Below are 13,571 nucleotides of genomic sequence, written 5' to 3' on the forward strand. Positions count from 1 at the left end.
CTCATTTTGGTGGCGAGGCCCGCCCCGAGGGCAGGACGGGCCAGGCGATCGCTTAGAAGTCCATGCCGGCGCCGGCCGGCATTGCCGGTGCGGCGTCTTTCTTCGGCTTCTCGGCGATCATCGCTTCCGTCGTCACCAGCAGGCCGGCCACGGAGGCGGCATCCTGTAGTGCGGTGCGAACGACCTTGGCCGGATCGATGACGCCCTGCGCGTAGAGATCGCCATATTCGCCGGTCTGGGCGTTCCAGCCGTAAGCGAATTCGCTCTTCTCCCGCAGCTTGCCGACGATGATCGAACCTTCCGCGCCGGCGTTTTCGGCGATCTGGCGAACCGGCGCCTCGATTGCACGACGAACGATGTCGACGCCGACGCGCTGGTCATCATTGGCGGTCTTGATAGCGTCGAGCGCCTTGACCGCGCGCAGCAATGCCACGCCGCCGCCGGGCAGAATGCCTTCTTCGACCGCCGCGCGGGTTGCATGCAGCGCATCGTCGACGCGGTCCTTCTTTTCCTTCACTTCGACTTCCGTCGAGCCGCCGACCCGGATGACGGCAACGCCACCGGCGAGCTTGGCAAGACGTTCCTGCAGCTTCTCGCGATCGTAGTCGGAGGTGGTCTCTTCGATCTGGGCGCGGATCTGAGCGGTGCGACCGTCAAGTTCCGCCTTCGAACCGGCACCATCGATGATGGTGGTGTTTTCCTTCTCGATCGCCACCTTCTTGGCCCGGCCAAGCATGTTGAGCGTCACATTCTCGAGCTTGATGCCGAGGTCTTCGGAGATGACGGTGCCGCCGGTCAAGATGGCGATGTCTTCGAGCATGGCCTTGCGGCGGTCGCCGAAGCCGGGGGCCTTGACGGCAGCGATCTTCAGGCCGCCGCGGAGCTTGTTGACGACGAGCGTTGCAAGGGCTTCGCCTTCGACATCTTCAGCGATGATGAGGAGCGGCTTGCCGGACTGAACGACAGCTTCGAGAACCGGCAGCATCGACTGCAGGTTCGACAGCTTCTTCTCATGGATCAGGATATAGGGATCCTCGAGCTCGACCCGCATCTTGTCCTGGTTGGTGACGAAGTAGGGGCTGAGGTAGCCGCGGTCGAACTGCATGCCTTCGACGACTTCGAGTTCGGTTTCGGCGGTCTTGGCCTCTTCGACCGTGATGACGCCTTCGTTGCCGACCTTTTCCATCGCTTCGGCGAGATAGCGGCCGATCTCGGAATCACCGTTGGCTGAAATAGTACCGACCTGGGCAATTTCGGAATTGTTGGAGATCTTGCGGGCGTTAGCCTTCAATTCCGCGACCACCGCGTCGACGGCAAGATCGATGCCGCGCTTCAGATCCATCGGGTTCATGCCGGAGGCAACCGCCTTTGCGCCCTCCTTGACGATCGCCTGGGCAAGAACGGTCGCCGTCGTGGTACCGTCGCCGGCGAGATCATTCGTCTTGGATGCTACTTCACGCAGCATCTGGGCACCCATGTTTTCGAACTTGTCTTCAAGTTCGATTTCCTTGGCGACCGAAACGCCGTCCTTGGTGATGCGCGGCGCGCCGAAGGACTTGTCGATCACAACGTTGCGGCCCTTCGGGCCGAGCGTTACTTTCACCGCATTGGCCAATACATCGACCCCACGCAGCATGCGTTCACGGGCATCGCTATGAAATTTGACTTCTTTCGCAGCCATTCTGTAACTCCTTCAATAGGCAGCTTTTTTGACTAATGCGCGGAAATCGCCTCAGGCGGCGATCTTTTCGGCGGCCCGGGCCTCGATGATGCCCATGACATCGCTTTCCTTCATGATCAGCAGGTCTTCGCCGTTGATCTTGATCTCGGTGCCGGACCACTTGCCGAACAGGATGCGGTCGCCGACCTTAACGTCGAGCGGCTGGACCTGACCAGCATCATCGCGCGCACCGGGGCCGACGGCGATGACCTCGCCTTCCTGCGGCTTTTCCTTGGCGGTATCGGGTATGATGATGCCGCCCTTGGTCTTTTCCTCGGAATCGACGCGGCGGACGAGAATGCGATCATGAAGCGGTCGGAACGACATGTTTTCCTCCAATGGACAAACAATAATGATGTTGTTCCCCTGGCCGGACCGGATGACCAGTCCGGGCGGGTGCAAAACCTCGATCGAGCGTTCTGCGCGCAATGATCTGGTTTTGCGCTTTTCCCATTTCAAGAGGGCGCCGTAAAAAAATTAGCACTCACTCGAAGTGGCTGCTAACATCCTGTAAAGGAACAATAAACAGGGTGGGCGCGTTCAGAAATCCGTTGATGGCCGCAAAATTTTGCGCCACCTTTCGAGCGTCATGAAACGGAGATGAAGCATGCAATTTTCATCAGATCTGGAGCGTCAGCTGAACGGCTATGGACTGACCACCGCGCATATCCTCTATCGCATTCCTGATTTTGAATCCGTGCTGCAGACCTATGTCTGGCAGGATTACGACCTCGCCCCGGACTTTCCGGAAATGCACAAGTTTCTCGATTTCTGGCAGTCGACGCTCGACGGGCCGCTACACTCCGTTCGCTACACCCATCAGCAACTGATCGGACCTAACGAATGGCGCCGCGTCATGGGCGAGTTCAAGCTCCACTAGCTCCGGCATCCATCGCAGTCGATAATCCGGCCGCGCGATCCTGCGAAACCCGACCGATCACTCGTGCTCTGCAGGGCATGGCCAGGTTGCCGGCGCCGAGAGGCCGGGCGGCAGCTTGGTCGAGGCATCGCCGCAGGCGAGCTCGATCTGCGCCTGTTCGAGCCCGGCGGCAGCCGAGAGGTCGAGGCCCTCGATGCGGGTCAGGAACATGAAGGCGCGCTCGAATGTCGCCGGGCCTTCGAAGGTGGCGTTGGAGAGATCGGCGCGGGAGAGATTGGCGAAGGAGAATTTCACCCCCGTCAGCACTGCTTTGTCGAAATCGGCGCGGCCGAGTTCGGCCTTTTCGAAGCTCACGCCGGCGAGCCGGGCGCCGCCGAAATTGGCGCGCTGCAGCTCAGCGCCGGCGAAGGAAGCGCCTTCGGCGGCAATATTCGCGAAACTGGCGCGATAGGCCTCGACCTTGGCGAAGTTGGCCCCTTCGGCATGTGAGCCTTCGAGCGAGGCACGCACCAAAGTCGCCTTCTCCAGATTGGCGGATTTGAAATTCGCACCACTGAGATCGGTCAGCGAGAAATCGGTGCTGAAGAGATTGGCGCCTTCGAGATCACTGCCCTGCAGCATCAGGTTTTTCTTCGAGCATTCCTGCCAGTCGAGCTTCGGCGAGGCCGTGCTGCCGCAATCGGCAGCGCGCGTAGAGATCGGAGCGGCGGCGAGAAGAAGGAAGGCAAGGAGGCCGAGCGCCGATCGATGCATTGCCATTGAACTGTTGATCTCCATGACGCTTATCACGCCGCCTCTCGCGAAGCAGGCGCTCCCATTTCTACACAGCTCAGAATACAATAAAAAGATGGCGAACGCGCCGGCAATGATTTGCGGGGTCACTCCGTCCGAAGCGTTCATCCGCTTTGCCCGGGCAAGCGGCCATCCGGTCTTCCAAGCCAAGCGGTCAATCCGTTTTGGAGGGCAGACGAAGCTCCATGCAGGTGAGATCCAGCCAGCGGCCGAACTTGGTGCCGACCTCGGAAAATCTGCCGGCGATGCGGAAGCCGAGCTTCTCGTGCAGCCGGATCGAGGCGGTGTTCTCAGCCTCGATGCCGGCGATCATCACGTGGACATTGCCGGCGGCGGCACGCGCGATCAATTCGCGCATCAGGGTCTCGCCGATACCGGCGCCGCGGCAATCCTTGTCGACATAGACGGAATGTTCGACCGTATGGCGGTAGCCGTCAAAGGCGCGCCAATCGCCGTAGGAGGCGTAGCCCGCGACCTTGCCCGACATTTCGGCGACGATGACGGGAAAGCCGCGCCCCTTGCGCGCCCTCAGCCATTCCCGCCGGTTTTCGAGATCGACGAGCGTCTCGTTCCAGATCGCCGTCGTGTGCTCCACGGCGTGATTGTAAATCTCGCGGATGGCGGGAAGATCGGCTTCGGTAGCGTCGCGAATGAGGACGGTGTCTGTCATGGTTGGTCCGGTTTGATTGGCTATCTGGGGTGGCATACGCCGCGGTTCAGAAGATGTAAACGGCAGTGGAGACCGCGGTTGCGGGACGGTTGCGCCCGGCCGCCGTTCAGAAACCCGATGCCGACAGGCTGAAACAGGTGAACACCGCCGAATAATGCACGGCCGCGGCGATGACGACGAAGCCATGCCAGATGGCATTCTGGAAGCGCAGTTTCTCCCAGACATGAAAGATGACGCCGAGCGAGTAGAGGACGCCGCCGATGACGATCAGCAGCATCGAGGCGGAGGGGATGCGCGCGGAGACAGGCCCGGCGACCAGCACGCCGCTCCAGCCCATGGCGAGGTAAAGCAGGATGGCGAGACGGTCGTAGCGGCCGGGAAAGGCGCATTTCAGGACGATGCCGACGACGGCGAACAGCCAGATCGCCACCAGCATGTACAAGAGCAGCGGATCGTCCGCGCCGCGTTGGAGGAAGGGTGTATAGGTGGCGGCGATCAGGATGAAGATCGCCGAATGATCGAAGCGGCGCAGGAACCATTTCGTGCGCGAGACCGGCCAGAGATTGTAGGAAAAGGAAATGGCAAGCGTCAGCACCAGTCCGACGCCATAGATCCAGGCGGCGGCGAGTGCGCCATAGGAGCTCCAGACCGTGGCGTAGAAGATCAGAACGGTGGCGCCGATCAGCGCCAGCACGAGGCCGACGCCATGGACGATGCCATCGGCGATCAGCTCATATCTGTCGTAAGCCCAGCGAATGCCGTTGAACTCAGCCATGCGCGCCAATCCGTTTCGTGCCCGATGGTGATGGTCGCATTGAACCGATGGCGGCGCAACAGCGGCACGTCGCGCCAGCGGTAAATCTTCGTGACAGACCGCACGACATCTTCCCCGCCTCGACGGCGCGAAAGAGCACTCGGAAAACGGAGCGGCGCAGATTCAGATCTTCTGCCGCTCGACTAGCACTGAGCACTTGGCGTGACGCACGACGCGGTCGGCCGTGGCGCCGATAAAGTAGTTGGAAAAATCCGGAATATGCGAGGCGAGGATGATGAGGTCGGCGCCATGGCTTTCGGCGGCCGCGATAATGGCCTTGGCCGGCGGACCGTTGCGGATGTCGATCCTTGCCGCAATTCCGGTGGTAGCAACCAGCCCTTCCAACTTGTCGCGACTGTCCTTCAATGCGTCCTCGAGCATATTGGCCGGGAGCTCGATCGCGACATAGGTCGGCACATCCTCGACGACGTTGAGGGCGACGATCTCGCCGCCGTCATCGAGCAGCGACGCGGCCTTGCGAAGAATGTTCTCTCCCCTGTCGAGGCGGCCGAGCGCGATCGCCACGATAATCTTCCTGTACATGGCTTCCCTCCATGACTGAGATGCATAAGCTTGCTCTAATAAAGATATGGGCGCATTGACTCCGATCAAGGCCGGCTCGCGTCATCGTCAACAGCTGCTCAACGCTTCATCCTCAAAAACGAGCCTTCTGTGAACAATCCAGATGAGCCATATAGAGGTCAAGTACGGCAACCCGAGGAGATCAGGCGAATGAACCGGCGACACTTTCTCGGGTTTGCTACAGGCGGCATGGTTGCCGCCACCGCCGGTGCGCCTTCAATTTCAGAGGCAGGAGAATTATTCATGACGACCGAGACATCCTATGCGCTGACGCGGCCTGCCTATATCGACCAATCGCATCTCGTCGTCCGAGACCTTGCGCTTGTGTCCGGCTTTTATCAGTCGATGCTCGGCCTGAAAGTCATCGAAAAGACGGCAAGCGGCGAAGTCCTTGGCGTCGGCGGGCAGCCGCTGCTGACGCTGACGACCGCCGGCAATGCCGCCGTCGCGCCGCGAAACGCCGCCGGCCTGTTCCACACCGCCTTCCTGATGCCGGACCGCACCGAACTGGCGCGCTGGCTGCGGCATGCGGCGCATAACAATGTCGTGCTTGACGGCGCTTCCGACCATCTCGTCAGCGAGGCGATCTATCTTTCAGACCCGGAAGGCAACGGCATCGAAATCTATGCCGACCGGCCGCACAAGGGATGGAAGTTTCATCAGGACGGCATGGTGGAGATGGCGACGCAGCGTCTCGACCTGCAGGCGCTTTACGACAGCGCGCCGGACGATCGCTGGGACGGCATGGCGCAGGGGACGGCGATCGGCCATCTGCATCTGCAGGTCGGCGATATCCCGCAGGCCGACGCCTTCTATCGCGACGTGCTCGGCCTGAAGCTGATGGCCCGCTATCCCGGCGCGAGCTTCTTTGCGACCGGCGGCTATCACCACCATCTCGCCGCCAATATCTGGAACAGCCGGGGTGCGGGCCCGCGCGCCGACAATATGACCGGCCTGTCCGATTACAAGATCCGCTTCAACGACAAGGCGACGCTCGATGCGGCGGTCTCTAAGCTCGACGCACTGGAGATCAACAGCGAGAAGCGCGATGGCGGCGTTTTCCTCCGGGATCCCTGGGGCATCGGCCTGACGCTGTCGGCCTGAACCGGGAGACGCTATTGGACCTTCTCGGTTCCCAATGGCGTCGTCACCCCCGTCGGCCCGCCGCCGTTGCCACTCGGCGCCGGCGAACGGTCTGTTGCTTCCGGCGGCCGTGCAGGGCCGGAGACCGGGTCATCGTTGAACGTGCCGGGACCGGACGGTTGCGTATTGATCGGATCCGGTTTCGTCGACGCCGTCGCCGTCGGATCGTTATTGTCGGGGTCGGGCCAGATCGCAACACTGACGCCGGCAATGATGAGAACGGCCGCGCCTGCCGCGAGGACCGTCCAGGCCCACCAACGCCGTTGGTCGGCGGCTTTCAGGCTGCTCTCGTCGGCGTAAGGGGGATTGGTCGAATAGGTCTTGGTGGTTTTCGTCCGATCGGGATCTTCGGTCATGAGCTATCTCCTTCCAACGTCGAACGCCCGCCACTGCAAGCTTGTTCCGGCGATGCAATTCAACTCGCTTGCTTGCCGGCGCGGGGCGGAGGTTCTCTCGCCTGACCGCGCACGCCTGCAACGGGCGCCATTTGCGCCATCGCGGTGACCTTGCGGAACCGGAACCGAAGCAGCGCGTTCTTGTGGCGAAGCAATGGGGCTTCGGGGACCTCACCGCATGGGCATCGCCAACGGCATCCGCAAACAGGCAAAGAAGATCGCCGACGGCGAACGCCGCACCAGCACCTGGGCAAAGACATTGCAGGAGGCGGCGGAGGAGCTGCCACCACCTGCGCCGGTGCGTCGTGTGGAAAAGGACGGGCTGGATATCAGCACGGCCTGGGCGATCATCGGCATCTTCGCCATCCTCGGGCTGGCGGCCGTCTATATGATGTCGCTGATCCTTATCCCCATCACGCTTGCGGTGGTCGTCGGCATGATCCTCGGCCTCGCCGCCGAAAATCTGAGCAAGATGGGAGTGCCGCGGCTCGCCAACGCCTTTCTGCTGTCAAGCGGGGTCGCTCTTGTCATCGCGCTGCTGGCCAACTCGCTTGCGGATCCGCTGACGACGCTTGCCAATGAAGCGCCGGCTTTTGTCGAGCGCACGATCAGCCGTATCATGCCTTATCTGGAGCGCATCGAATGGTTGCACATCACGCCGGCGACATTCGAAAGCGGGCCGATGTCAATCGGTGCGCTGCTCGAAAACACCGGCAACGTCCTGCATGTGGTGACCACGAGCCTGACGCCGGCGCTGGTGCAGGGGCTGATCTTTTTCGCTGCGCTGCTGCTCTTCCTCGCCAGCCGGGTCAATCTGCGCAAGACGATCATCATGACCTTCCGCACCCGCCCGCAGCGGCTGGCCGCGATCCGCATCATCAATGCCGTCGAACAGGTGCTCGGCTTCTACTTTGCCACCGCCTCGCTGATTTATGTCGGGCTTGGCATCGTCATGACCATTATCGCTTATGCGAGTGGGTTGTCGGCGCCGGTGCTGTGGGGCTTTTTCGCCTTCCTGTCGAGCTTCATTCCTTATCTCGGCATCACGCTGATGACGCTGTCCGTCGCCATCGCCGGCATCATCACATATGACGGCTTCATCGTCGGCCTGATGCCTGCCGCCGCCTTCTTCACGGTGCATCTCGTCATGGAAAACATCATCTTCCCGGCGGTGATGGGGCGACGGCTCGAAATCAACCCCTTCATCGTCTTCATCGCCATCCTGTTCTGGACGTGGATGTGGGGTGCGGTCGGAGCGATGCTGGCGCTGCCGCTGTCGTTGATCGTCATGACCATTATCGAGGAGTTGTTGATCGAGGAACGACCGCAGCCGCAATTGCCGAAGTGATCAAGCAAGGAGACATCCGTTGGCATCTGATCCCGACCTCGACGAATCCGATCATGACCAGATGGTCAGCGGCTGTTCGCTTTGGGGGAGGAATGCCATCCGTCCGGAGTGGCGGCCGATCGAGCAGAGCATTGCTGCCGATGTGGCAGTGATCGGCGGCGGCATCACCGGTGCGCTGATCGCAGAACATCTGACGGCGCGGGGCTTTTCCGTTGTTGTCGTCGACCGGGAGGAACCGGACTTTGGCAGCACCGCCGCCAGCACGGCGATGCTGCAATGGGAAATCGACAGCACGCTCAGCGAGCTGGAGACCTGGTATGGCTTCGAGCGTGCGGCCGGCATTTATCGCCGCAGCGCCGCTGCCGTCGCCGGCCTTGCCAAGTTGATCGCCGCAAACGGCATCGCCTGTGGTTTTCGGCCGCGCAACACGCTCTATCTCGCCGCCAATCAGGAAGGTGCCCGCGACCTGCAGGCGGAGCGCCAGCTGCGCCGCCGGGCCGGCCTGCCCGGCGTCTATCTCGAACATCCCGATCTCTTCACCCAGTTCGAGCTCGATCGCGATGGCGCGATCTATTCGCCGGGTTCGGCGGAAGCCGATCCGTTGCTGCTCACCTGGGCGCTGATCGCGATCGCTGTGCGGCGCGGCGCGCAGTTGCTCAAGGCTTCGGTGACAGCGCTGCACAGCGACGGCGACCACGTCACTGCCGAAACCGACGGAGGCCATGTCATCCAAGCGCGCCATCTTGTGCTGGCGACCGGCTATTCGATGCCGGGTCTCGAGATGCCGAAGCTGCACCGCGTCTGTTCGAGCTGGGCGTTCGCCACCGTGCCCCAAAACCCGGCAAGGCTCTGGCGCGACAGGGCGCTGATCTGGGAGGACAGCCATCCCTATCTCTACATGCGCACGACAGCGGATCACCGCATCGTCGCCGGTGGTGAAGACGACGGCACCGTCAATGCTGCGGTGCGCGAGCGGAAGCTGCCGGCGAAGATCCGTGTGATTCAGGCGAAGATGCAGCGGCTCTGGCCGAGGGCCGACACCCGCATCGCCCATGCCTGGGGCGGAACCTTCGGCGAAACCGCCGACGGCCTGCCGCTGATCGGCCCGGCACCCGGCATGCCGCATGTGTTCGCCGCCTATGGCTACGGCGGCAACGGCATTACCCTTTCCTATCTCGCTGCCCAGATGATCGGCGCGATGATTGCCGGCATGCATCGCGACTGGTTCGAGGATTTCGCGCTCGATCGCGACGGGCCGGGGCTGCGGCGGTTTGGGGAAGATAGGGCGCGAGCGGGGAGTGAACTGCGGTAGAGGCCTTGTAGTGGCTGTCGTGCCGTGGCCGCCCCCCCTCTGCCCTGCCGGGCATCTCCCCCACAAGGGGGGAGATCGGCTGGACTTGGTGACCTCCCCAAACAACTGGCATCGCGGCTCGGCAAAACGGTAGAGAGGCCGAAGGCTTGGCTACTTGCCAATCTCCCCACCTGTGGGGGAGATGCCCGGCAGGGCAGAGGGGGGCGGCCACGGCACACCTTCAATAGCGAACTACTCCGTCGTGCGATCATCCCCCATATCATCGACATCATCGAGGCGAACAAACTCCGTGCCCTTCACCTTCAGATCGACCAGCGCCTTTGCTACCCCCTCGCCCGCCGCATGGGTCGGCTGGTTGATGTGGGAGATGACGACGTCACGGTCCTTGGCCGAGGCGATGCGCTTTTCGGTGATTGCAGCGCCGAGCAGCGAGCCGCCGTCGCCGTTCACCGAATAACCGGCGATGCGGTAGCCGAGGGCGCGGATTTCGCCGATTGCCGAAAGGTCATATTTGGCGGTCGAGCCGCGGAACCAGTGCGGTGCGGGAATGCCGGATGCGAGCATGGCGGCAGCGCCGCCTTCGACTTCCTGTCGGACGGCCTGCGGCGAGCCGGCGGACGCTATGCCATAGACCCGAGTCGGCGTATCGACGGCGGGAATGTGGTTCTCACCATGATTTTCGAGTTCGAACAGGTCGGGGTTCTGCAGGAAGACGGCGAGCGCGGCGGGGTTGCGCTTCAGCCAGCGGGCCGTGACGAAGATCGTCGCGGGAATGCGCTCGCGCACCAGCGTCGACATGATGCGCTCGTCCGCCTGGCCCATGCAGGCATCGAAGGTCAGCGCAATGCGGGCATGGCCTGCGATGTTGGAGCGGGCAATATGCAGATGCGGCTCGACGAGCTTTACCGCCGGACCCTTGATGACCGGAGCGCCGGCAGCCGGCAGCAGCGGCGTTTCGGCCGCGCATAGCGTGGTGAGGCCGGCCAGAAGAAACGGCGAAGCAAGCAAGATGCGGTTCATGGAAGGACTTCTACGATTCGATCGGCCGAGTTTAGCGACGGCATTCGTCCACCACCATGTGGCCGGTCAGCGCAGCCAAGGCGACAGGCGATCAATCGTAGAGATAATATTTTTCCCACTTCTCGCGCGGCACCTTGTCGCCGATCTGGTAATCGAGCTGGCGCACGTTGATATGCTGCGGACCGGTGATGCAGGTGTAGGAGAGATGGTACCAATCGCCCTTGCTGCGGAAGACCGCGCCCGGCGCCTGCAGCGAATTGTCGCCGGCGATCGGATCCTTGAAGGTATAGGCGATCACCTTGTCGGGCTTGAAGCCGGTGCTGTCCTGGTTGATGCGGCTCATCGCCTCGGTGTCGCAGCTCTGCTCCAGGCGGGTCGAGGGATCGAGTTTCTCCAGCTGCTTCTTGATGGCGGGATCGACGGCAAAGGCGGGGGCGGCAAGAGCGGCCAGGGATACAAACAGGAGCAGACGTTTCGGCATTGCGGAGAAAATCCCTTACTGTTGTCCATTCTTCACCCTGCCACAGGCGGGTTGCCAGGGGCTTGGCAGGTGTAACTTTCATGCAGCGATAGCGGACTTTCTTAAACTTTGTGGTGACATCAAGGCAGGGCGAGACAAGCCGTCGCCTTGTCTGTGGAAGGCCCCCTTCCCCCTTGGCGCTTGATCCGGAACCGGTGCGCCTCTATCTCTTGCCAACCCGACCTTCCCACCGGAGCCAATTCCTTGTCCGTTTTCAAGAACCTGCCGACACCGCCTGCCGCCCCGAAGAAGCCCGTCTCCGATACGCGCCACGGCATTACCCGCACGGACGATTATGCCTGGCTGCGCGCCGACAACTGGCAAGCGATGTTCAAGGATCCCTCGATCCTCGATCCCGAGATCCGCCGGCATCTCGAAGCTGAAAACGCCTATATGAATGCGGCGATGGAAGACACCAAACCGCTGCAGAAGGTGCTGTTTTCCGAAATGCGCGGCCGCATCAAGGAAGACGACAGCTCGGTGCCGGTGAAGGACGACGCCTATGCCTACGGCACATCCTACGTGACCGGCGGCGAGCAGCCGCGCTACTTCCGCATCCCCCGCGACGGCGATGTCGCCGACGAGACGATCCGCATGGTGCTGCTGGACGGCGACAAGGAGGCAACGGGCAAAGCCTATTTCCGCCTCGCCGGCCTCGACCACTCGAGCGACCACGGCCGCGGCATCTGGGGTTATGACGATAAGGGCTCGGAATTCTTCACACTGAAGGTGCGCGACCTCTCGACCGGCCAGGATCTCGACGACGTGATCGAGAATACCGGCGGCGGCGGCGTCTGGGCGCCCGATGGTAAGAGCTTCTTCTATTCGGCGCTCGACGAGAACCACCGGCCCTCGAAAGTGTTCCACCATATTGTCGGCCGGCCGCAGTCGGAAGACCGGCTGGTCTATGAGGAAACCGATGCCGGCTTCTTCATGGGCGTCGGCGGCTCGCTGCTCGACGATTTCATCTATATCGACATCCACGACCACGAGACCAGCGAATACCGGCTGCTGTCGACCAGGGATCTGACAGCCGAGCCGAAGCTGGTGGCGGCGCGCGAGGAAGGCATCGAATATTCGATGACCGAGGGCGGAGACGTCTTCTATATTCTGACGAATGACGGCGGCGCCAAGGATTTCAAGATCATGGAAGCGCCTATGGACAATCCGGGCAAGGAAAACTGGCGCGAAGTGGTTCCCCATAAGCCCGGCACGCTGATCATCAGCCACATGGCCTATGCCCGCCATCTCCTGTGGCTGGAGCGCAAGGACGGGCTGCCGCGGATTATCATCCGCGACCGGTCGACCGGTGAGGAACACGCGATCGCCTTTGCCGAGGAAGCCTATTCGCTGGGGCTGTCGGGTGCTGCGGAATACGACACGGATGTCATCCGCTTCTCCTATTCCTCGATGACGACGCCATCGCAGCTCTACGACTACAACATGGTGACGCGCGAGCGCACGCTCTTGAAGACGCAGGAAGTGCCGTCGGGCCACAATCCCGAAGACTACGTCACCCGCCGGGTCTTCGCCCCCGCCTGGGATGGCGAGACCGTGCCGGTCACCCTGCTCTACCGCAAGGACATGCCGCTCGACGGCAGCGCCCCCTGCCTGCTCTATGGCTACGGCGCCTACGGCATCACCATTCCGGCCGGCTTCAACACCAATTGCCTGTCGCTCGCCGACCGCGGCTTCGTCTATGCCATCGCCCATATCCGCGGCGGCAAGGACAAGGGCTTTGCCTGGTACGAAGACGGCAAGATGGACAAGAAGACGAACAGCTTCAAGGACTTCGTCGCCGCGGCCGATTATCTGAATCAACAGAAGTTCACCTCTTACGCGAAGATCATCGCTGAGGGCGGCTCGGCCGGCGGCATGCTGATGGGCGCCGTCGCCAACATGGCGCCGGAAAAATTCGCCGGCATCATCGCCGCCGTTCCCTTCGTCGACGTGCTCAACACCATGCTCGACGACACCTTGCCGCTGACGCCGCCGGAATGGCCGGAATGGGGCAACCCGATCGACAGCCGCGAAGAATACGAGCAGATCGCCGCCTATTCGCCCTATGACAATGTCGGCCCCAAAGCCTACCCGCCGATCCTGGCGCTAGGCGGCCTGACCGACCCGCGCGTCACCTATTGGGAGCCGGCCAAATGGGTGGCGAAGCTGCGTGAGCAGACGACCGGCGCGGCGCCGATCCTGCTCAAGACCAATATGGATGCCGGCCATGGCGGCGCGTCCGGGCGTTTCCAGCGGTTGGAAGAGATTGCGTTTGAGTATGCGTTTGCGATCAAGGTGGCGGGGAAGATGTGAATTTTTAGGGGGGTGCCGTGGTCGCCCCCTCTGCCCTGCCGGGCACCTCCCCCACAGGCGGG

14 protein-coding genes are annotated in these 13,571 nt (G+C 62.1%); 5 read left to right on the plus strand and 9 right to left on the minus strand.

Translation table 11 applies throughout. From position 1 onward, the window contains the following. Window positions 1-52 precede the first annotated feature (52 nt). Window positions 53-1,681 (minus strand): chaperonin GroEL, encoded by a 1,629-nt coding sequence (gene groL, locus EFR00_RS23065; protein ID WP_077994808.1) that lies wholly within the window; start codon window positions 1,679-1,681, stop codon window positions 53-55. A gap of 51 nt (window positions 1,682-1,732) precedes the next feature. After that, on the minus strand, window positions 1,733-2,047 hold the full coding sequence (gene groES / locus EFR00_RS23070) for a co-chaperone GroES (RefSeq protein WP_009985402.1): 315 nt from the start codon (window positions 2,045-2,047) through the stop codon (window positions 1,733-1,735). 280 nt (window positions 2,048-2,327) lie between these two features. Between groES and EFR00_RS23075 the strand changes: the two genes are divergently transcribed. Beyond that, on the plus strand, window positions 2,328-2,600 hold the full coding sequence (locus EFR00_RS23075) for an usg protein (protein WP_010044618.1): 273 nt from the start codon (window positions 2,328-2,330) through the stop codon (window positions 2,598-2,600). A 57-nt stretch (window positions 2,601-2,657) separates the two neighbouring features. Here EFR00_RS23075 and EFR00_RS23080 read toward each other — a convergent pair whose 3' ends face one another. The 4 genes from EFR00_RS23080 to EFR00_RS23095 all read right to left on the minus strand — a co-directional run bounded on the left by EFR00_RS23080 (window position 2,658) and on the right by EFR00_RS23095 (window position 5,419). Next, complete coding sequence (locus EFR00_RS23080) at window positions 2,658-3,359, minus strand: pentapeptide repeat-containing protein (protein ID WP_038692370.1); 702 nt, start codon at window positions 3,357-3,359, stop codon at window positions 2,658-2,660. Between the two features lie 187 nt (window positions 3,360-3,546). Next, window positions 3,547-4,062, minus strand: a complete 516-nt coding sequence (locus tag EFR00_RS23085; protein ID WP_077994807.1) for a GNAT family N-acetyltransferase — start codon at window positions 4,060-4,062, stop codon at window positions 3,547-3,549. A gap of 106 nt (window positions 4,063-4,168) precedes the next feature. After that, window positions 4,169-4,837 carry a PAQR family membrane homeostasis protein TrhA gene (trhA, locus tag EFR00_RS23090; RefSeq protein ID WP_077994806.1) on the minus strand — a complete coding sequence of 223 codons (669 nt, stop codon included), beginning with the start codon at window positions 4,835-4,837 and terminating at the stop codon, window positions 4,169-4,171. A 162-nt stretch (window positions 4,838-4,999) separates the two neighbouring features. Then, window positions 5,000-5,419: a universal stress protein gene (locus tag EFR00_RS23095; protein WP_077994805.1), complete on the minus strand. Its 420-nt coding sequence runs from the start codon at window positions 5,417-5,419 to the stop codon at window positions 5,000-5,002. 189 nt (window positions 5,420-5,608) lie between these two features. Between EFR00_RS23095 and EFR00_RS23100 the strand changes: the two genes are divergently transcribed. Beyond that, window positions 5,609-6,562, plus strand: a complete 954-nt coding sequence (locus EFR00_RS23100) for a VOC family protein (protein ID WP_183738100.1) — start codon at window positions 5,609-5,611, stop codon at window positions 6,560-6,562. Between the two features lie 11 nt (window positions 6,563-6,573). Here the strand turns inward: EFR00_RS23100 and EFR00_RS23105 are convergent, their stop codons facing one another. Next, window positions 6,574-6,957 (minus strand): hypothetical protein, encoded by a 384-nt coding sequence (locus tag EFR00_RS23105; protein WP_077994803.1) that lies wholly within the window; start codon window positions 6,955-6,957, stop codon window positions 6,574-6,576. A 217-nt stretch (window positions 6,958-7,174) separates the two neighbouring features. Between EFR00_RS23105 and EFR00_RS23110 the strand changes: the two genes are divergently transcribed. Together EFR00_RS23110 and EFR00_RS23115 are read left to right on the plus strand one after the other, a co-directional pair. Beyond that, complete coding sequence (locus EFR00_RS23110) at window positions 7,175-8,344, plus strand: AI-2E family transporter (protein ID WP_010057635.1); 1,170 nt, start codon at window positions 7,175-7,177, stop codon at window positions 8,342-8,344. A 19-nt stretch (window positions 8,345-8,363) separates the two neighbouring features. Next, window positions 8,364-9,656 carry an NAD(P)/FAD-dependent oxidoreductase gene (locus tag EFR00_RS23115; RefSeq protein WP_077994802.1) on the plus strand — a complete coding sequence of 431 codons (1,293 nt, stop codon included), beginning with the start codon at window positions 8,364-8,366 and terminating at the stop codon, window positions 9,654-9,656. A gap of 231 nt (window positions 9,657-9,887) precedes the next feature. Here the strand turns inward: EFR00_RS23115 and EFR00_RS23125 are convergent, their stop codons facing one another. Both EFR00_RS23125 and EFR00_RS23130 read right to left on the minus strand, forming a co-directional pair. Next, on the minus strand, window positions 9,888-10,676 hold the full coding sequence (locus EFR00_RS23125) for a polysaccharide deacetylase family protein (RefSeq protein ID WP_077994801.1): 789 nt from the start codon (window positions 10,674-10,676) through the stop codon (window positions 9,888-9,890). Between the two features lie 91 nt (window positions 10,677-10,767). Then, entirely contained in the window at window positions 10,768-11,157 is a 390-nt protein-coding gene (locus tag EFR00_RS23130) for a DUF930 domain-containing protein (protein ID WP_010059182.1), read from the minus strand. A 243-nt stretch (window positions 11,158-11,400) separates the two neighbouring features. Between EFR00_RS23130 and EFR00_RS23135 the strand changes: the two genes are divergently transcribed. Continuing rightward, window positions 11,401-13,509, plus strand: a complete 2,109-nt coding sequence (locus EFR00_RS23135) for a S9 family peptidase (RefSeq protein ID WP_077994800.1) — start codon at window positions 11,401-11,403, stop codon at window positions 13,507-13,509. The last annotated feature ends 62 nt before the right edge of the window (window positions 13,510-13,571 follow it).

Source organism: Rhizobium sophoriradicis, assembly GCF_003939025.1.
Classification (GTDB): domain Bacteria; phylum Pseudomonadota; class Alphaproteobacteria; order Rhizobiales; family Rhizobiaceae; genus Rhizobium; species Rhizobium sophoriradicis.

Excerpts from the sequence above, each read along its gene's own strand:
- groL (WP_077994808.1), bottom strand. The coding sequence starts at position 1,681 with ATGGCTGCGAAAGAAGTCAAATTTCATAGCGATGCCCGTGAACGCATG.
- groES (WP_009985402.1), bottom strand. The coding sequence starts at position 2,047 with ATGTCGTTCCGACCGCTTCATGATCGCATTCTCGTCCGCCGCGTCGAT.
- EFR00_RS23075 (WP_010044618.1), top strand. The coding sequence starts at position 2,328 with ATGCAATTTTCATCAGATCTGGAGCGTCAGCTGAACGGCTATGGACTG.
- EFR00_RS23080 (WP_038692370.1), bottom strand. The coding sequence starts at position 3,359 with ATGGCAATGCATCGATCGGCGCTCGGCCTCCTTGCCTTCCTTCTTCTC.
- EFR00_RS23085 (WP_077994807.1), bottom strand. The coding sequence starts at position 4,062 with ATGACAGACACCGTCCTCATTCGCGACGCTACCGAAGCCGATCTTCCC.
- trhA (WP_077994806.1), bottom strand. The coding sequence starts at position 4,837 with ATGGCTGAGTTCAACGGCATTCGCTGGGCTTACGACAGATATGAGCTG.
- EFR00_RS23095 (WP_077994805.1), bottom strand. The coding sequence starts at position 5,419 with ATGTACAGGAAGATTATCGTGGCGATCGCGCTCGGCCGCCTCGACAGG.
- EFR00_RS23100 (WP_183738100.1), top strand. The coding sequence starts at position 5,609 with ATGAACCGGCGACACTTTCTCGGGTTTGCTACAGGCGGCATGGTTGCC.
- EFR00_RS23105 (WP_077994803.1), bottom strand. The coding sequence starts at position 6,957 with ATGACCGAAGATCCCGATCGGACGAAAACCACCAAGACCTATTCGACC.
- EFR00_RS23110 (WP_010057635.1), top strand. The coding sequence starts at position 7,175 with ATGGGCATCGCCAACGGCATCCGCAAACAGGCAAAGAAGATCGCCGAC.
- EFR00_RS23125 (WP_077994801.1), bottom strand. The coding sequence starts at position 10,676 with ATGAACCGCATCTTGCTTGCTTCGCCGTTTCTTCTGGCCGGCCTCACC.
- EFR00_RS23130 (WP_010059182.1), bottom strand. The coding sequence starts at position 11,157 with ATGCCGAAACGTCTGCTCCTGTTTGTATCCCTGGCCGCTCTTGCCGCC.